The following is a 17,419-nucleotide window of genomic DNA, read 5'->3' on the forward strand; positions in this document are numbered from 1 at the left end:
AATGAAAGTAGAAAACTTACAAATTATTTGTGTAATCTATTGACTTAGTTTGTAATTAAGTTACAATAAATGAAAATAAAATACATTACAAAATATTCCTAATTAGGGGATGTATCTTATGTGAGTTAATTTAGGAGGGGATTGGTTTGTCAAAAAACCCAGATTTTGAACGATTCAAAGAAGAATTTCCTGAGCCTGCAAAAATTTTTAGTAATTTATATCAAAGTGTGAGTTCAAAAGCATTAGATGAAAAAACCAAACAATTGGTGTATCTCGGTGTACTAACCGCAAATCGATATGGTCCGGCTATTCGTGTCCATATTGCAAAAGCCTTAGAGGCAGGGGCAACACCGGATGAAATTAAGGAAGCGATGATGTTGGCTATCCCTGCTGGAGGACTTTGTAATTTTCTTTCGGTCCTTCCGGAGATGATGGATGAACTAAACAAATAAGGAGGTTTTTGTACTTGGAAGAGCTTGTTAGAATTGAAAACGCTGTTAAAGAGCGAAGTTACTCTTGGATAACGGCCATACTGTTTTGGTGTGGTTTAGTAGTTGTCTCTAGTCTTTATTTAACGATACCTTTAGTATCAATCTTTGCATATATCTTTAAAGTGACTGCTGCTCAAGCAACCTGGACCAGTAGTGCCTTTTCTTTTTTCTATGCATTAGGTTTTTTATTCTTTGGGCCACTTTCAGATCGTTATGGCCGTAAACAAATTATCTTATTCGGTTTAATTATTTTAACGATTGTTTCCCCAATATTGGGATTTCTAGATAGTCTGCCAACTCTGGTTGTATTTCGAGCTTTACAAGGGGTTGCAGCAGCAACATTTGCACCATCTGCACTAGCTTATGTAGTAGAAATATTCCCAGAAGAAAAAAGAGTAACAGCGATTGGGTTTGTTAGTACAGGTTTTTTAATGGCTGGAATAGTTGGACAGGTGTTTAGTAGCTTTATTAGTCAACAGTTAGGCTGGAATAGCGTATTTTACTGTCTTGGTGGTATTTATTTCATAACAGCTATTCTCGTTACTTTGTTTATTCCTAAAGGGGGTATTCAAAATAAGGATGGTAGTCTGCTAGTTACCTATAAACAAATGGGAGCCGTTCTTACTAACAAATCTCTACTATTTTGTTATCTCATTACGGTTACCTTGTTGCTTTCATTTGTTGGTATGTATGCAACGTTAGGAAACTATTTAAGTTTAAAGTTTAATTTAGGGAACCAGCAAATCCTGTACATTCGATCTGTAGGGATTATTGGAATGTTTCTTTCTCCATTTGCGGGTCGTTTAGTAGCAAAATTCGGTATTTATAATGTTTTGCGTGGGGGATTAACACTTGCGGTCATTGGTCTCACCATTCTTGGATTTAGCTCTAACTTACTATTTCTTATTATGATGAGTGTGGTTTTTGTTGCTGGAATTTCCATAATCGTTCCAACACTGATATCGCTTGTTAGCCAACTAGGTGGGCAAGCGCGGGGAATTGCAGTCACCCTTTACACTTTTATTTTATTCATCGGTGCAACTATAGGGCCAATCATTGCCGTTTCAATTTTGAAAACGGGTAGTTATCTTTTGACATTTGAAGTTCTAGCAATACTCCTTGGAATAGGATTATTTGTATCGTTTGCTATTAAACCTGATAAGCAGGATTACCAAAAATCAGCTAAAAATGAGGTGGAATTCATGAGTCAGATTCAACAAAACAATAAAGATAAAACCTATCAAAATGCACTAAATGAAGTCCTTGAGACCATCTCAGTCCCTATAGGATATGAATTCAAAAAAGTTCACAGTGGAAAGCAGAATGACGCAGATGTTTGGATTTTCCGTTTTGAAAAGGCCAATCAGAAAAATAATGGACTAGGTGGTGAACATTATTCCTTTACTGTTGACAAAGATAGTCATACTATCTTAGGAATTACATGGATGGATCAGCGATTTACTTCAGGTCAACAACTTCCCTCTGAAAAACGGACAGAAGAGCTAGTAAAATCATTTCTTAACAGTATTCAAGTTGGATTATTTGACCGTCTAGAGAATCATTGGATCCGTCCGCATGATGAAATCATTAGCGTTAATGGTGGTGAAAAAATAACCGTTACCGGCATGAAATACAAATGCTATTTACCAGATGAAGATACGTGGGCTTGGGTAATTGTTGGTCCAGATGAAAAGATTATTACATTTGAACAAGGAATCAAATGGGAAGGTGGACGAGTAACAGAAAAATGGCTGCATGACAATTGGCTTTTAGAAAACCAGTATTGAAAAGAGTCGGAACAATAAATTTTTAATCTATTCTTTTGGTAATGCTTCATCATCTATACAGAGTATATAAAAGTAAGTAATTTTATTGATATTTATTAAAAGGGGAGCCTAATTTTTTCTTGTATTTCAAGACAGAAATTAGGCTTTTTTATGTATTCAATCGGTTATGCTACTGGACTTTTCATTCAGGCTAACCAGTGTTTTCAAAGGAAATAAATTGAAGGAGAACTATTCTCGTGTTAACCTAATAATATAAAAATGGAAAAAAGAGCTAAAACTAGGAGTTGGATAACATGGTGATAGGCAAAAAGAGTTCAAGACATATTGTATGGCTATTTTTATTATCAGTTGTGTTAGCTACAAACTTTTCTATATATCGTTCTTCACTAATGGTTAATTTGTTGCCTACAGATATAAATGGTGTTGTACTAGGTTCCATTTTCGATTTTACAATTATGGTTCCAATTTTATTTTTAGCATGGAGACGTAACCTGAGCTGGAAGAATTTCCTTATGTTGATGCCGGTAGGGCTCATTGTCGTGCGTTTTATTATTCCACTGGAGTATTTAGCTCCATTTAAGGCACTTACTTGGGTAGGATTTATAATAGAAGGTGCATTCGTATTACTCGAAATCTTATTAGTAGTGACATTGTTTACATATATACCTAAAATCATTCAAACAGTGAAAAAAAGTTCTCTACCGCTTTTGTTTTCATTTCCTTATGCAGTGGAAGAGAAGGTAAGGATACATCAAATGATACAAATAATTTGTTCAGATATACTCATGTTTTATTATGCATTTGGTATTTGGAAGAAGAAGCCGCAGCAGAAAGCAAATACGTTTACACTGTACAAAAATTCGAGCTTAATCGCTTTTCAAGTGATGATAATTCATGCAATTGTGATTGAAACACTCGGTATTCATTGGTGGTTGCACGAAAAATCATTTATTTTATCGCTTATTTTACTAGTAATAAACATTTATTCAGTCATTTTCTTTTTAGGCGATATTCAAGCAGTGCGTTTTAATCCTCTACAGATAGAGCATGATCGTATGTATGTTTCTCTTGGATTGATGAAGCGCATGGAAATACGCTGGGAAGACATTGAGGAAGTAATCGAGGATCGCAAAATATTAGAACAAAAGCTTTCAAGGAAAACGATTGATTTTGTAGCGCGTGATTTTGAAAAAGTCTATCCAAATGTAATCTTAAAATTAAGATACCCAGTTGAAGCAACACTGTTGATGGGGATGAAGAAAAAATATGAACAAGTAGCAATTCGCGTAGATGATTCTGAAACATTTAAAGAAATGTTGAAACAAAAGTTGTAACGAAAGGAGAATGAAAATGACAACCATAACAAAATTGATTGTATTAGATGGTGGCAAGGGAGATTATGTTTTTGAAGTTGGAGAAATTATATTTGGTCATAAAATCTCTTCAATTGAACGCAATACATTAGGAAATGAATATATAGTCTCATTCAATGATGGAGATTGGATGAATGTTAGTTCGACGAATACAATCTCATTGTACGAGGATAAAGAAAAATAACATCAATTTCTTATATGTTAGGAGATGTAAAAGTGTATATACCAAGTGCTTTTGAGGTGAAAGATAAAAGCAAATTAGTTGATTTTATAAAAAAGAATAGCTTTGGGATATTATTTTCACAGGAAAGTGGAGGTCCATTCGCGACCCATTTACCATTTTTAATGGATGAAAATGCAGGCGATAACGGTGTGTTGATGAGTCATATGGCAAAATCTAATCCTCACTGGCAAGACTTACATGATAAAGAGGTACTGGTTGTTTTTCCTGGTTCACATGCTTATATTTCTGCATCTTGGTACAACGAGTTACATACTGTTCCTACATGGAATTATGTTGCTGTTCATGTTTATGGGAAAATGAAAATAGTGGAGAATAAAGAAGACTTAAAAAAGATGATAGAGAAAACGGTTAACTTTTATGAATCATCCATGCCTAATCCATGGAATCCTAATTTTGATGATGTATTTATAGATGGTTTAATGAATGGCGTTGTAGGAATTGAATTAGTAATAAGTAAAATGGAGGGCCAATGGAAGTTGAGTCAGAATCATTCTGATACGAGACAACAAAATCTTATTAACGGTTTGAAAACGAATAACCAGTATGACTCAATATGACTCACAAGAAATAGCCGGATTAATGGAACGGAATTTATCGGAAAAGAATTAAAATGGGGAAATCTTATTTGACGTAAAAGAATGTGTATTACACGGGGCCCCCGTAAAAGTCAAATTAAGGTATGTTCATATAAATTGGTACTGAAAAAGACGGCTCTAGGTCGTCTTTTTTCGATATATAAGAGGTTCTAAATGGGCCGCGGAGGTTTTATCGACGAAATCGATATATTTATCAACGAAAAAGCATCGTTTATCGACGAAAATTAAAATATATCGACGAAAAGAAGACTTTTATCAACGAATTTCCTCGATTTATCGATTATTCGCAAAATCCGACGCGTTTCGCCTCGCGCGCCACCCGTTTCATGCACGCCCTCTACTTATTCCTAAATACTCGCTTCAAACGCAGCTTGCAGCTGTTTTGTGATGGATCCTGGGAAGTCTGCCCCAACTTGATTGCCATCTAGCTGAATCATTGGCATGACTTCAATACCGGTTGAGGTAAAGAAGCATTCATCGGCCTGAAGGACATCCTCACTTTTTGCAGCAATATTACCTAGCAAAAACTATCTATCATCGTCATCTTCATCTTGGGAGCGTTTTTTTCGCAGGTAGTAAGAATAGGAGAATGCACATAAGAATGAAAAAAACATAACCGCACCAAGGATAATAGCATTTTTTCCTGTACCTTCTGGACCCAAGAGGACGATAAGGCCAACAATAACGCCAATTGCTAAGGATTGTAAGACAACTTGATAATAGTGTGGTTGCTTTGCCTTTCGTTGTCCTTCTTCGGAATCAATAGAAATACCCATTTGTAAATAGCTTAATATTATACCCGTACCCATGAAGACAAGCCAGAGCGGATTGTCGGTTACATGTATAAAACCTTTGGTAAGGCCATCATAAATTAATATTCCTATTATACATAATGTTTGAAATAAGAATGCAATCCGAATATTTTTTAAGTTTTTTAGAATTAAACGTTCATCCGTGATCTTTCTCATCTTGAATTCCCCCTTCTTCAACCCAAAAGAGTTCATCTAGTGTTTTATTTACTGCGTAACAAATATCTAAGCATAATTTCAGAGTAGGATTATACTTTCCTTTTTCAATAAGACTAATGGTTTGCCGCGTAACGCCAATTTGATCTGCTAGTTGTTGTTGGGTTAAATTTACCTGCACACGAGCTGCTTTTACAAAATTTTTCAATGAATTCCAAATCCTCCTTCCAATAAAATTGTAACATATATATTCCGTTATGCAATATATATATTACATAGCTAGTGACAGAAATCCTATTTTTTTGAAAATTATGATTTGTGGATGTTGCCTATATATGTAATATTTTACTAAAATGAAAGTATACTACGCTCTAAGACGGAGCGATTAAGTATTTTATACGAAGGTTTTCATGCATAAGGATTAATGTACATCAAAATACATGATGTGAAAGGGGGGATAGCTTGGTTATGATTGCTGTACCATTACTTATTGTAATCATCATAGTTGCGAGTGCTTTTTATATGATGAAAAAACAAGGTGCACCATTACAGGAAGGAGAGGTGGAGGATTTGGTTAAAGTATTCTATTATTATCTCGTTCTGTTTGTGACGTTGATGATGGTGATTGGCGGAAGTATTGGCGTGTTCATGTCAGTAGCAGATTATTTATTTCCACAATCATTTGTGCAGCCGTTTACTGATTACGCTGCAAAAGATACAAATCCTTCGGTGCAACCATCACCAGAGGAGCAGAAAAAAATATATGAAGAAATGGTCACGGCAGATAAAACACGAATCCAAAATAATGCACGAAACGGCATGATAAAAAGTCTTGGTTGGATTATCATTCCATTGCCAATCTTTCTCTATTTCCAGCGGCGTATCCGGAAAAAAGAATAGAATCTACTGAAAATCATGGTTTTTTAACGCAGTGATGATTGCTGTGACTTGTTCATTTTTTTGCTGAAAATAATCGAAAAACGGACACCCTACCTCTGAAATTCGTTTGCGCATCGAAGAAAGATGAAAATCCTCTATATGCAAAGTGTCTGTTACTTCGTCCCAGTATAACGGAGCTGCCACGGTAGCTCCTTCCTTACCTCTTGCAGAATATGGACAAATAATGGTCTTTCCGTCTGCGTGCTGTACATAATCTACGTATAATTTATTGCCGCGATTTTTCTTAAATCGCTCTGTCGTAAATGTATTTGGATTTTTTTCCACGATATACTTTGCAATAAATGAAGTAAAGAGACGTGTATCATCGAAGGATAGGCCGGATCCTGCAATGGGAATGTGAATGTGCAATCCTTTGTTGCCGGAAAGTTTTGGGTAGCTTTTGATTTGAAATTGGTCAAAGATGCGCTTCATTTCCATAGCTGCTTGGATGGCGAGCGGGAAGTTTTCGCGGCTCGGCGGATCTAAATCAAAGACAATTTCGAGGGGATCTTCCTCATGTACGGTTCGAAAGGAAATGTGGAATTCTAAGGCAAGCTGGTTCCCAAGCCATAGCAGAGTAGATAGATCATTGCAAAGAATATAGGAATTTCCCTTGTGCTGATAGGTTTGAATAAACGACGGGGCATAAGGTGGTACATGTTTTTGATAAAATGCTTCTCCCTTTATTCCACTTGGAAAGCGAATAACCGTTAGAAATCTGTCTCGTAAAAATGGCAGCAAATAAGGGGATAGGTCTACTAAATACGATAAATAGGCTGATTTGTTTATATGCTCCCAAATGGGCTTATCGGGATGTGTAATTTTTACTTCCTTATGAATCATATTATCGATCCTCTTTATGTGGGAGTATACAGCTTTTTGGCGGTACGTCTATAAATGCTTGGATACTAGGTTGTCGTAGGGAATTCTTCCATTCGAGATATTGGATTTTTACCGTGAGCTTTGGTACAACCCAAACCGTATCCTTCCTTATTTCTGCACCGTGTGGAAATGGACTTGTCGATGTAATAAGTGGTTCAATAAGACGGGTTAAAGTATGCCAATCTTTGTTCGTCAGTTTTCCGGCTCCAACATGTCCGATATACACAAGGTCGCTCTTCTCATCATACATTCCTACCAATACAGAATTCACAATACCTGAACGGTAGATTACACCGCCAATAACAGCAATAATGTCCTTATAATTTTTGATTTTGCGCCAATTGTCATTTTTACCGTTGATGACATACGGACTATTTACGTTTTTCGAGACAATTCCTTCCATGCCGTGCTGCTTAACCACATCAAATAAAGCATGCCCATTGTTATAAGAAGGGACCAATTGAATCGTTGGAGTTGGCTCGATATATTTACGTAACAGGTCCATTCTTTCTTTATAGGGCAGGGCATGGACCCACTTTTCATTGACGAACAAAATATCAAACACCATATAGTAGACAGGAACAGTATGCGTCATTTGCGGAATTCGGTCCATCCGTCGAATTGCATCTCGCCGCATTACTTCATGAAATGATGGTCGTTCCTTTTCATCTAACGCAATGACCTCCCCATCCAAGATGAGAGAAGAGGCAGAGGTTTGAAGTGCATGCAGTTCAGGAAAATGCTGCGTCCGTTCACGGCATTTTCGATTAAATAATCGAAGCTCATTACGATTGTAGTAGGTGAGAATGCGTACCCCGTCCCATTTGATTTGCGAAATCCATTCTGCAGAATCTGGTATATGGCTAGAGATAGTAGGCTCAAAGGGAATAATCGGTTTGATATTCATGTAATCCTACTTTCCTACGCCTTCTTCGTCGTCTTACTAGCTCTGGCACGCGGTTTCTTCGGTTTGGTCGCCTCTAAACTTGCTTCCAATGCTTCCATTAAATTGATGACATTTGTCGTTGGAGCGGGCTGCACGCCTTTTTCCTTCGCTATTTTTTCATCAATGAGCTGCTGTAGATTAATGCGATACGTATCCGTGTATTTTGCAGGCTCAAAGGGAGTAGTAAGCTGATTAATTAAGAGAATCGCGATGTCTTTTTCCTTCTCAATTAATGTAATTTGCGGTGTTTTTGGAATATCAGCAACGCTGCGAACTTCATCTGGATAGTGAAGGGTTTCAAGTACCAAATAATCCTCGAATACGCGAATCGCAGCCAGCCGTTCTTTAGAACGGATTGTGATTTTGGCAAGTCCAATTTTTCCGGTTGTTTGTAGTGATTCACGAAGAAGAGCGTATGCTTTATTGCCGTTTGCATCAGCTTGCAGATAATAGCCTTTATCAAAATAAAGCGGGTCAATTTCCTCTAATTTCACGAAGTCGAGTATCTTTACTGCTTTATCTTGTTCTTCATCTTGTTTTACTTTTTCGAGTTCCTCTTTATCGAGGACAATATATTTTCCATCTGCGTACTCATACGCTTTGACCAGATCCTCATAGGCTACTTCTTCATTACAAATCGGGCACATTCGTTTTTGTTTAATCGGATTCTTGCATTTATTATGCAAATTCGTAAGTTTAATGTCCTTGTCTTCGGTTGCCGCATAAAGCTTAACAGGGATCGATACTAATCCAAAGCTAATGGTACCTTTCCAAATTGTTTGCATATTCGACCGCTCACTTTCCCATTTTAGAACTAGTATTTGCCTGTTAAACAAATTTATTCTGTAATGGGAATACGGCTTTTCAAATTATTCCTCCATACTTGAAGAAAGCTCAATTAGCTTGTTCACTGTTTTCCAGTTGCGTGTGGTCGCATGAACGCAAAGCTTTTTTTCGATAAAATTATTGGTGATTTTCGCACGGCCGTAGCTGTTCCGATACAGCATATACACAACCTTTTCACCAATAAAAATTTGTTCCTCTTCCTTTTCATAGCTTCGTAACAGATCAGCATGTTCTAATGTTGGCTTCTCGGATAAAAAGGCAATATAGAGCATGTCTATGGTTACATCTGTTTGCGAAAGATGAGGGTTAAAATTAGCTGCTTGCTTTAGTTCATCATGAGAGAGAACGATAACCGGAATATCATACCCAAATACATCCTGTAATTGCTTCTCGATTTGCCGCTCCAAAGCTTGTTCGTTAGTGTTCTCATCGGTTTGAAACACAACATTCCCGCTTTGCAAATAGGTAGTTACATGTGTATAACCTAGGTCAAGAAACACCTGTTTCAAATCCAACATTTTAATTTTCTTCTGGCCGGAGACATTAATTCCTCGCAATAATGCAATATAGGTTTTCATATGATATGATGTCCCTTCCCTCGATAATTTGTGCCTATTTAAAATTCCAAAGTATGGACAGTTATTGAAAAAGTAGCCATAAGTTTATAATATCAAGTATCATGTCGTAGGGGTAACGAAATAAATGACAAGATATGACAACAAAATAATTTCTATTTGTTTCAGCCTGTATTTTGTCTTATATTTCTAGAAAGAGAGCTTTCTAATTTTATTAGGATTCAAGGTATTATTTTTGTATGTTAAGGAGCTGAAGAAAATGAAGGATTCTACCCTCTCTCGTTTTGGGGTATCTATGGATGAAAAATTATTAACAGAGTTTGACAAGTTAATTGCAAATAAAGGGTATTCCAATCGTTCAGAAGCTGTTAGGGATTTAGTTAGAGAAGCGCTATTGCTTGAAGATTGGAAGGATCCTGAGCAGTATGTAGCAGGTTCTATCTTATTGTTTTATGACCATAATCAAAAAGGATTATTAGAACAGATGACAGCTATTCAACATAGTTTTCATCACGAAATATTAGCAACTACGCATTTCCATTTGGATGAGCACAATTGTTTAGAATTAATTATTGTGAAAGGAAAAGCTGGTAGAATGCAATTACTAAGCGATCAGTTGGTTTCGATGAAAGGAGTAAAATACGGTAAATTCACTGTGGCCCCTATAAGAGATATGCACTAATGTTCAATATATTGTAATTTTCTCCTTCGTGTTACGTATTAACAAATTCGTGTTACTTGTTATAATGTAAAACGACCACTTCATATATTGAACAGCAAGTAAAGTTTAGGTTGTCGCTTGTTCAAATTTTTAAGGGGGAAAATGATGTATGCATATTCCAGACAATTATTTAAGTCCAACTACTTGTGTGGTGATGGGCGCAGCAATGATTCCTGTATGGACTGTTGCAGTGAAAAAGGTGAAAAACGAAGTAACGAGTGCGAAAATGCCGATGATTGGCATTGGTGCGGCATTTTCATTTCTTATGATGATGTTTAATGTACCGCTTCCTGGTGGGACAACTGGACATGCTGTTGGAGGCACGTTATTAGCTATTCTCTTAGGACCTTACGCCGCCTGTATTGCTATTACAGTTGCTCTATTCATTCAGGCATTACTATTCGGAGACGGCGGTATACTGGCATTTGGGGCAAATTGTTTTAATATGGCCTTTATTCTTCCATTCCTTGGCTATTTTATTTATAAGTTTATTAAAGAACGAACTACAACGAAAACAGGTGAATATTTAGGAATAGCAGCAGGTTCATATGTTGGTATTAATATGGCGGCATTAGTAGCAGCAATAGAGTTTGGTCTTCAACCACTCCTCTTTACGAATGCACAGGGTCAGCCCTTATACTGTCCTTATCCACTTTCAGTATCCATTCCGGCAATGGTGATTCCTCACCTTTTAATTGTAGGCGTTATAGAAGTACTTTTTACAACTGCCATCTACGCTTTCATAAAAAAAGTATCTCCAGGAAGCATATTTGAAGGGACAAAACAAAAAATTCATCCAATCTATGGCTTACTTGTTGCCCTAATTTGTTTAACTCCACTTGGTCTTCTTGCTACAGGAACAGCTTGGGGGGAATGGGGAGCTGACGAAATCCAAAACGTGGTACACGGTGGCAAGCAATTAGGCTATGTTCCCGATGGCATGAAAAATGGATTCAGTTTTCATGCACTCATGCCCGATTACAGGATTAACGGCTTACCTGAAATGGCAGGATATATATTATCAGCAGTTGCAGGCGTGGCCATTATGATTATTATCTTTAAAATCTTTAGCAGCTTTAAGAAAAACGAAATATAGAGACATTCTTAATGAATGGTAAGGAGAATCCTGAATCATGCCTGACTGGCTATTAAAAGAGGAAAATTACATTCCTCCATCCGATAAGGATCAATTTATTAGCAAAAGTATCCTATCTATATTGAGCATCCTGTCTAAGATAAAGGCTCAAAGTGGATATAAAATGGATACATTTCATGTAAATGCTGCCTTGAAGGTTGCATTTACGTTTATACTTGTTGTCCTCCTTTCTTTATCAACAAGTTATGCATTTATTTTTGTAATAGATGTATACTTACTTGTCATTCTGAGCTTTATGGAAGGAAAAGAAATTGTAAAAATTCTTAGTGTGAGCTTGGCTATGTCAGTTTTTACATATATTATCCTTTTACCTAGTGTCCTTTTAGGAAATACGTATACCGGCATGATGATCACTTTAAAAGTATTTTCAACGATAACAGCTGTAAATATAGTGTCTCATTCAACAAGATGGAATTCGATTACTGCAGCATTAAGAAGGTTTTACGTTCCTAATATTTTTATTCTTGTATTGGATATCACGTTAAAATATATTTCCATGCTTGGGGATTTTTCATTGAATATGCTGTATTCATTAAAGTTGAGATCTGTAGGCAGAAATAAAAACAAATATGCAACGATTGCAGGAATCACAGGTACGATGTTTATTAAATCAAAGGAAATGGCTGAAGAGATGTATGCTGCCATGGAATGCAGAGGATTCACTGGAGAGTATACCGTTCAAAGTAAATGGAAATTATCCTTTGGAGACTATATTACTATTTTTATTATCATCACAGTAATTCTTGCATTTATATTTTGGGGAAGGATTTAATACATGATAGAACTAAAAGATGTTTCCTATTCTTATGAAGGTACTACTGCTTTGAAAAATATAAATCTACACATTCATAAGGGTGAAGCTGTGGCTTTAATGGGGGCAAACGGCAGTGGTAAATCTACTCTACTGAAATTGATTAATGGACTTTTGTTCCCTAATCAAGGTGTTTACAAATTTAATAATGAAGAGATAACACCAAAAAAACTTAAGAATCAAAAATTTTCCAAGATGTTTCACCAAAAAATAGGCTTTGTGTTTCAAAATTCTGATACACAGCTTTTTTGCGCAGATGTATATGATGAGATTGCATTCGGACCTAGACAAATGGGGATGAATGAAGATGATGTTGCGAAAAGAGTAAATGACTGCCTTGACTTATTGAACATTCAAAATTTTAAACACCGGCAACCTTATCACTTATCAGGTGGTGAGAAACGCAAAGTTGCAATTGCATGTGTTTTGGCACTTAATCCTGAAGTTCTCGTGCTCGATGAGCCAATGAACGGATTAGATCCCAGAACGCAAAGATGGCTGGTTCATTTCCTGGATTCATTGAATAAATCAGGAAAGACATTAATTACATCAACCCATAATCTTGATTTAGTACGTGAGCTTTCTAAAAGAGCTATATTGTTTGATGAAAATCATGGCGTTGCAGCAGACTTACCAACAGACAGCTTGCTTCTAGAAATTGACTTGCTAAAAAAGGTTAATCTTGTTGACGAAAACTATCAAAATCATTAAGGGTTCTACATATTTAAAGCAAATCTAGCGACCTTGTAATCAAATTAAAAGTGATTGCAAGGTCGTTTATATTCTGAGAGAAAAAATTAATGTTTTATTTACTCATCCTTAATATGATTATAATGAAGAGATTATATATTTACGGAGATTAGATTCTTTTATTACGTATAAGAAACTTATAGATGAGAAGGTGATCCATTGACTACCACAATTAAAGATATAGCAGCATTATCAGGAGTATCAAAGTCTACTGTTTCACGGGTGATATCTGGAAATGGGTATACAAGTCCGGAATCTCGCGAGAAAGTGTTGAAAGCAATTAAGGAGTTGCAATATAAACCAAACGCTGTCGCTAGGGCTATGGTTTCAAACCGAACGTACAATATAGGCGTCATTATATATCGCCAGCATCATCCAATTGCTTCCCATCCTTTTTACGGAAAAATTCTAGACGCGATTCTTATGAGTGCAGCACGCCTGAACTACTCGGTGTTTGTGACAACAGATAAGGAAATGTCATTAATATCTGCTAACGATATGCTTGAAAAAAGGGTAGACGGGTTAATTTTAATCAGCAGGCTTAGCGAAGAAGTCATTGGCTATATTGATAAATTTAACATTCCTTATCTTATGGTAAATGGCACAATGGAAAAGAATGATGTGATTCAGATATTTAACAACGATAAAAAAGGTGGGAAGATGGTTGCGAATCATTTATACGAACTAGGTCATAGACATATTTCTGTTATTGCTGGCCCGCAAGACCACCGCAGCCATCATTTGCGACTACAGGGATTTTTAGAAGGTATGCATGAGTTAGGGTGCCAGGTTAGCCAAGAAGATATATTTTATTCTCCTACTTCTACGTTTGAAGATGGGTATAACATCTGGGAACATTTCTGTATTCATAAGCCGACAGCCATTTTCGCTACAAACGATATGTTAGCATTAGGAGCGATGAGGGCACTTTTGGAAAAGGGCATACGTATACCGGAAGATGTTGCTATCGCGGGATTTGATAACATTGATTATGCAGGTATGTTTTATCCGTCTCTTACAACGGTGCAAGTTGATAAGATGAGAATGGGGGAAGATGCCGTACGACTACTTGATGACTTAATAAGTAATAGGCAAGTGACGCAAAAGAGAATCGAATATGATCCTAAATTGATTATACGGAAATCTACAAAGTTAGTATGAAGGTTTTTAGGACGTTACGAATTTACATCATCTTAAAACTTTATTAAAAGTTCCTAAATATTTATATTTTATAGTGATAAATGAAAAGGGAAGAGAATCTATGGGTATATAAAGGCGAACATAGAATTCTTAACTTTTGAAGATGTGGGAACGTTCCCATACCGTTCCCATTTCTTAACTATTGTATAGGAAAAGGAGGAAGTTAATATGAGATTACCGTTGATTACTGCTCATAGTGGCTGTATGAATACCCCTGAAAATTCCATTCCATCCGTATTGGAAGGTGTGAAGGCAGGAGCAGAAATAATTGAGGTAGATGTCATGGCTACGAAAGATCAGGTTGTTGTCCTTCGACATGATGATTATGTCCCTACACCTTTTGGTAATACCTTAGTACAGGATTTGACCTTTGAAGAATTAAAGAATCATATGAAAAAAGAAGAGATTATCAAACTTGAGGATGTTTTACCTCTTATTAAAGAATCTAATCGAATGATCAATCTCGATGTGAAAGAGGACAGTGCGATTCATCCGATGATTCAAGTAATCGAACAATACAAGATGAGAGATTCCGTTATTATTAGCGGATGTGGAAAAGAAAGAGCAACGTATTTAAAGAATAATTACCGTTCCTATCAAGTTCTGCTAAATACAAATCAGTCTATCGGAATGGATTATGAAGCTTTTATTAAAGAAACGTGCCAAGATGCGATTTCTGCCTCATGTTGTGGAATTAATATTGACCGGAACCTATGTCGAGAGGAATTGCTGGATTTTGCTAGATTGCGCTGCCTGCCTGTTTTAGTCTGGACTGTTGATGATGTAAATGACATGAGAAAATTTATAGACATGGGCGTTCACTCTATTACTACCCATGAAGTCAAAAAATTGAAGGAACTAAGAGAAAGTAAAAATTGATAATCTATTGGAGGAAATTACCTTGATTGATACATTTTTGTATGAATTTAAGAAGAAAAACGAAGAAATCATTAGTTTTACAAGTGAAAATAAAATTTCCCTCATTGATTTCTATCAGTTGGGAATCATGCAGCTTGAGCTTTTAAAAAAAGTGGACCCAACGAATGCATCCTATGTATCACAACAAGCGGAATTCTATCATTTAGACGGCAATTTGCGTAGAGCTGGCGATCAGTACCGTAAAGTATTTGAACTGGATCCGCTCATCCCGCTTACGACAGAGGAAGAACGGTTAATTCAAAAGTTTTGCCCTATTCTTCTACTAACCAAGGAAGAATGTTTCCCGCTTAAGGATATTGTTGCTGTCCATCATCCATTAAAGCCTTTGATTGGCTATCATTTATTTTGGGAAGATGATTATGATTTCCCAGATGATTATGAACCATGTGATCATGAAGAGGTTTGGGTGGAATACAATCCAGAAAAAGAAGAAGTAACAAATGTTATGTGTTGGTTCCATGCCCGCGTACTGGAATCCCAAGCAGCCGTTGAAGAGGCCCATAGCAATCAGCAGCGGCCGTTAATCAGGATTGAATGGGGCAAGCATGGATCGATGCTTTATGGTTGGGAAAACATGCAAGAACCATTAACTGGGGTACCATTAACTCAATGGCTAAGGGAAAGCTATGAACATGTGAAAACAGGAGGCCGAGTACCTTCCCACCCGTTAAAGAAATTTTGGCCTAAAGGATTTCAAGGAACTTTTGAAGAGTATACTGATTTTTCATTGCACCTGGATCCATTGGAAATGCTACAGAAAAAGCCTCTCTGTTTTAAAACCAGATGGGTAAATGCCGTCATATTTACGCATGCCCTGCTTTATAATTTTCATGCCAAAATGGAGTGGCCTGACCGTTTCTTCCGTTCTTTAAGGTAAGCTATTTTTTACAAGATAAATAAACGCATGCTTGTTTATGGAAACCAACCTTTAAAGAAATAAAGGCTTTTAAAACTACTCTATCTTTATTAAGAAGTAAGTAGAGGCCACGTCAATTCATAAGATGTTTTTTTCGAAAAATAAAATAATAAGAGGTTCTGCGCCATTTCTATGTAAATAAAGCAACTTGAAAAGACAAATACAAATTTACAACATCTTAAAACTATATTAAAAGTGAATTTATAATTATCTTATATAGTTAAAAATGAAAAGAGAAGTTTTTACATAAGGAGGTGTGGGAACGTTCCCACAATCTGGTTTATCCGATTTCATTATACAAAAGCAATAAAGAAAGATGATGATGTGGGAACCTAGAAAGTAGATGGGTCTATGTTTAGATAACATAAGATGAGAAAGCAAGTACCAACCATCTAAGGTACAAGAAATGTACGAATTATGTAAAAGAAACTAGAATAGGTGAGTGTAGAAATGTGGTACTTAAAAAAAGTGGGCTCAAAGAAATTAATTGAGTTTATCTTTCTATCAGTGTTTATACTTTTCTTCTTCGGACCATTACTTAATTTGCTATTACTTGCATTTTCGGGACAGTGGCATTATCCGGACAAACTTCCGGAAAGCTGGTCATTAGAATGGTGGAAATTTACCCTGCAAGATCCGCAAATCATTAAATCAATGGTGCTATCTTTTTCGATAGCAACGATTGTGACAATTGCATCTATCATTCTATGTATTCCTGCAGCATATGCGTTTGCCAGACTACAATTTCCATTTAGACGTTTTTTTCTCTTTTCTTATTTAATGACAAATGCCTTTCCAAAAATGGGACTGTACGTTGCAATTGCTGTTATGTTTTATCAAGTTGGATTAATGAACACTTTAACAGGAGTTGTACTCATTCATATTATTAATACGTTAATGTATATGACATGGATTCCTTCTGCTGCCTTTGAAAACGTGCATCGTTCGCAAGAGGAAGCTGCGCGAGATGCTGGAGCGTCTCCTTTCAAAATCTTTTGGCATGTTACACTTCCTATGGCTAAGCCAGGAATTATTGTTGCTTCCGTTTTTACGTTTCTTTCTTCATTGGATGAAGCGCAAGGAACATTTCTTGTCGGGATTCCCGATTTTAAAACCATGCCAGTGATTATGTACTCAATTATTTCAGATTATCCGAGTACGGCAGGAGCAGTCTTCTCTATAATTTTGACATTGCCTTCCATTTTATTATTGTTACTGGCAAGAAAATTTGTCGGCGGAGAAGCATTTGCACAAGGAATGAAGATGAAATAAAGATAGTAGA

At 36.4% G+C, this 17,419-nt stretch carries 20 protein-coding genes and 1 pseudogene; 14 read left to right on the forward strand and 7 right to left on the reverse strand.

All coding sequences use genetic code 11. From position 1 onward, the window contains the following. Positions 1 to 146: 146 nt before the first annotated feature. The 5 genes and pseudogenes from ACM5BR_RS00830 (at position 147) to ACM5BR_RS00850 (ending at position 4,452) form a co-directional block, all read left to right on the forward strand. Positions 147 to 452 carry a carboxymuconolactone decarboxylase family protein gene (locus ACM5BR_RS00830; RefSeq protein ID WP_416825296.1) on the forward strand — a complete coding sequence of 102 codons (306 nt, stop codon included), beginning with the start codon at positions 147 to 149 and terminating at the stop codon, positions 450 to 452. Positions 453 to 484: 32 nt separating this feature from the next. Next, positions 485 to 1,678: pseudogene (locus ACM5BR_RS00835) on the forward strand (MFS transporter); the annotation flags it as partial. 893 nt (positions 1,679 to 2,571) lie between these two features. Beyond that, positions 2,572 to 3,612 carry a beta-carotene 15,15'-monooxygenase gene (locus ACM5BR_RS00840; protein WP_416825297.1) on the forward strand — a complete coding sequence of 347 codons (1,041 nt, stop codon included), beginning with the start codon at positions 2,572 to 2,574 and terminating at the stop codon, positions 3,610 to 3,612. A 16-nt stretch (positions 3,613 to 3,628) separates the two neighbouring features. Continuing rightward, positions 3,629 to 3,835 (forward strand): hypothetical protein, encoded by a 207-nt coding sequence (locus ACM5BR_RS00845; RefSeq protein WP_416825298.1) that lies wholly within the window; start codon positions 3,629 to 3,631, stop codon positions 3,833 to 3,835. Positions 3,836 to 3,867: 32 nt separating this feature from the next. Then, on the forward strand, positions 3,868 to 4,452 hold the full coding sequence (locus ACM5BR_RS00850; protein ID WP_416825299.1) for an FMN-binding negative transcriptional regulator: 585 nt from the start codon (positions 3,868 to 3,870) through the stop codon (positions 4,450 to 4,452). 386 nt (positions 4,453 to 4,838) lie between these two features. Here ACM5BR_RS00850 and ACM5BR_RS00855 read toward each other — a convergent pair whose 3' ends face one another. The 3 genes from ACM5BR_RS00855 to ACM5BR_RS00865 are packed head-to-tail and all read right to left on the reverse strand — an operon-like array spanning position 4,839 to position 5,664. After that, complete coding sequence (locus tag ACM5BR_RS00855; RefSeq protein WP_416825300.1) at positions 4,839 to 5,015, reverse strand: hypothetical protein; 177 nt, start codon at positions 5,013 to 5,015, stop codon at positions 4,839 to 4,841. 3 nt (positions 5,016 to 5,018) lie between these two features. Next, the gene (locus ACM5BR_RS00860) at positions 5,019 to 5,459 is read right to left on the reverse strand and encodes a branched-chain amino acid ABC transporter substrate-binding protein (protein WP_416825301.1); all 441 of its coding nucleotides are present in this window, start codon (positions 5,457 to 5,459) and stop codon (positions 5,019 to 5,021) included. After that, positions 5,440 to 5,664, reverse strand: coding sequence for a helix-turn-helix transcriptional regulator (locus ACM5BR_RS00865; protein ID WP_416825302.1), 225 nt, complete (start codon positions 5,662 to 5,664; stop codon positions 5,440 to 5,442). Before ACM5BR_RS00865 ends, ACM5BR_RS00860 begins: the two co-directional genes overlap by 20 nt. Positions 5,665 to 5,924: 260 nt before the next feature. Between ACM5BR_RS00865 and ACM5BR_RS00870 the strand changes: the two genes are divergently transcribed. Continuing rightward, positions 5,925 to 6,356 carry a hypothetical protein gene (locus ACM5BR_RS00870; protein WP_416827806.1) on the forward strand — a complete coding sequence of 144 codons (432 nt, stop codon included), beginning with the start codon at positions 5,925 to 5,927 and terminating at the stop codon, positions 6,354 to 6,356. A 3-nt stretch (positions 6,357 to 6,359) separates the two neighbouring features. On the opposite strand, the gene ligD is transcribed toward ACM5BR_RS00870, so the two are convergent. The 4 genes from ligD to ACM5BR_RS00890 all read right to left on the reverse strand — a co-directional run bounded on the left by ligD (position 6,360) and on the right by ACM5BR_RS00890 (position 9,647). Beyond that, a complete protein-coding gene (ligD, locus tag ACM5BR_RS00875; protein WP_416825303.1) occupies positions 6,360 to 7,238 on the reverse strand; it encodes a non-homologous end-joining DNA ligase in 879 nt (292 codons plus the stop codon). A gap of 1 nt (position 7,239) precedes the next feature. Further along, entirely contained in the window at positions 7,240 to 8,184 is a 945-nt protein-coding gene (locus ACM5BR_RS00880; RefSeq protein ID WP_416825304.1) for an ATP-dependent DNA ligase, read from the reverse strand. A 14-nt stretch (positions 8,185 to 8,198) separates the two neighbouring features. Further along, positions 8,199 to 9,008 (reverse strand): non-homologous end joining protein Ku, encoded by an 810-nt coding sequence (gene ku / locus ACM5BR_RS00885; RefSeq protein WP_416825305.1) that lies wholly within the window; start codon positions 9,006 to 9,008, stop codon positions 8,199 to 8,201. Positions 9,009 to 9,092: 84 nt separating this feature from the next. Beyond that, positions 9,093 to 9,647 carry a DUF1697 domain-containing protein gene (locus tag ACM5BR_RS00890; protein WP_416825306.1) on the reverse strand — a complete coding sequence of 185 codons (555 nt, stop codon included), beginning with the start codon at positions 9,645 to 9,647 and terminating at the stop codon, positions 9,093 to 9,095. Between the two features lie 256 nt (positions 9,648 to 9,903). Between ACM5BR_RS00890 and nikR the strand changes: the two genes are divergently transcribed. The 8 genes from nikR (at position 9,904) to ACM5BR_RS00930 (ending at position 17,409) form a co-directional block, all read left to right on the forward strand. Then, positions 9,904 to 10,326 (forward strand): nickel-responsive transcriptional regulator NikR, encoded by a 423-nt coding sequence (gene nikR / locus ACM5BR_RS00895; RefSeq protein ID WP_416825307.1) that lies wholly within the window; start codon positions 9,904 to 9,906, stop codon positions 10,324 to 10,326. A 148-nt stretch (positions 10,327 to 10,474) separates the two neighbouring features. Further along, positions 10,475 to 11,461: a cobalt transporter CbiM gene (cbiM, locus tag ACM5BR_RS00900; protein ID WP_416825308.1), complete on the forward strand. Its 987-nt coding sequence runs from the start codon at positions 10,475 to 10,477 to the stop codon at positions 11,459 to 11,461. A gap of 37 nt (positions 11,462 to 11,498) precedes the next feature. Continuing rightward, positions 11,499 to 12,293, forward strand: coding sequence for an energy-coupling factor transporter transmembrane component T family protein (locus ACM5BR_RS00905; protein WP_416825309.1), 795 nt, complete (start codon positions 11,499 to 11,501; stop codon positions 12,291 to 12,293). Between the two features lie 3 nt (positions 12,294 to 12,296). After that, entirely contained in the window at positions 12,297 to 13,043 is a 747-nt protein-coding gene (locus ACM5BR_RS00910; protein WP_416825310.1) for an energy-coupling factor ABC transporter ATP-binding protein, read from the forward strand. A 198-nt stretch (positions 13,044 to 13,241) separates the two neighbouring features. Further along, entirely contained in the window at positions 13,242 to 14,243 is a 1,002-nt protein-coding gene (locus tag ACM5BR_RS00915) for a LacI family DNA-binding transcriptional regulator (protein ID WP_416825311.1), read from the forward strand. 207 nt (positions 14,244 to 14,450) lie between these two features. After that, on the forward strand, positions 14,451 to 15,161 hold the full coding sequence (locus ACM5BR_RS00920) for a glycerophosphodiester phosphodiesterase (protein WP_416825312.1): 711 nt from the start codon (positions 14,451 to 14,453) through the stop codon (positions 15,159 to 15,161). 22 nt (positions 15,162 to 15,183) lie between these two features. Further along, a complete protein-coding gene (locus ACM5BR_RS00925) occupies positions 15,184 to 16,098 on the forward strand; it encodes a hypothetical protein (protein ID WP_416825313.1) in 915 nt (304 codons plus the stop codon). Between the two features lie 489 nt (positions 16,099 to 16,587). Continuing rightward, positions 16,588 to 17,409: an ABC transporter permease gene (locus tag ACM5BR_RS00930; protein ID WP_416825314.1), complete on the forward strand. Its 822-nt coding sequence runs from the start codon at positions 16,588 to 16,590 to the stop codon at positions 17,407 to 17,409. Positions 17,410 to 17,419 lie beyond the last annotated feature (10 nt).

Origin of the sequence: Ectobacillus polymachus, assembly GCF_048159605.1 — a bacterium.
In the GTDB taxonomy this organism is placed as follows: Bacteria; Bacillota; Bacilli; order Bacillales; family Bacillaceae_G; genus Ectobacillus; species Ectobacillus polymachus.

Coding starts and splice junctions, on each gene's coding strand:
- ACM5BR_RS00840 (WP_416825297.1), top strand. CDS start 2,572: ATGGTGATAGGCAAAAAGAGTTCAAGACATATTGTATGGCTATTTTTA.
- ACM5BR_RS00845 (WP_416825298.1), top strand. CDS start 3,629: ATGACAACCATAACAAAATTGATTGTATTAGATGGTGGCAAGGGAGAT.
- ACM5BR_RS00860 (WP_416825301.1), bottom strand. CDS start 5,459: ATGAGAAAGATCACGGATGAACGTTTAATTCTAAAAAACTTAAAAAAT.
- ACM5BR_RS00870 (WP_416827806.1), top strand. CDS start 5,925: ATGATTGCTGTACCATTACTTATTGTAATCATCATAGTTGCGAGTGCT.
- ligD (WP_416825303.1), bottom strand. CDS start 7,238: ATGATTCATAAGGAAGTAAAAATTACACATCCCGATAAGCCCATTTGG.
- ACM5BR_RS00880 (WP_416825304.1), bottom strand. CDS start 8,184: ATGAATATCAAACCGATTATTCCCTTTGAGCCTACTATCTCTAGCCAT.
- ku (WP_416825305.1), bottom strand. CDS start 9,008: ATGCAAACAATTTGGAAAGGTACCATTAGCTTTGGATTAGTATCGATC.
- ACM5BR_RS00890 (WP_416825306.1), bottom strand. CDS start 9,647: ATGAAAACCTATATTGCATTATTGCGAGGAATTAATGTCTCCGGCCAG.
- nikR (WP_416825307.1), top strand. CDS start 9,904: ATGAAGGATTCTACCCTCTCTCGTTTTGGGGTATCTATGGATGAAAAA.
- cbiM (WP_416825308.1), top strand. CDS start 10,475: ATGCATATTCCAGACAATTATTTAAGTCCAACTACTTGTGTGGTGATG.
- ACM5BR_RS00905 (WP_416825309.1), top strand. CDS start 11,499: ATGCCTGACTGGCTATTAAAAGAGGAAAATTACATTCCTCCATCCGAT.
- ACM5BR_RS00910 (WP_416825310.1), top strand. CDS start 12,297: ATGATAGAACTAAAAGATGTTTCCTATTCTTATGAAGGTACTACTGCT.
- ACM5BR_RS00920 (WP_416825312.1), top strand. CDS start 14,451: ATGAGATTACCGTTGATTACTGCTCATAGTGGCTGTATGAATACCCCT.
- ACM5BR_RS00930 (WP_416825314.1), top strand. CDS start 16,588: ATGTGGTACTTAAAAAAAGTGGGCTCAAAGAAATTAATTGAGTTTATC.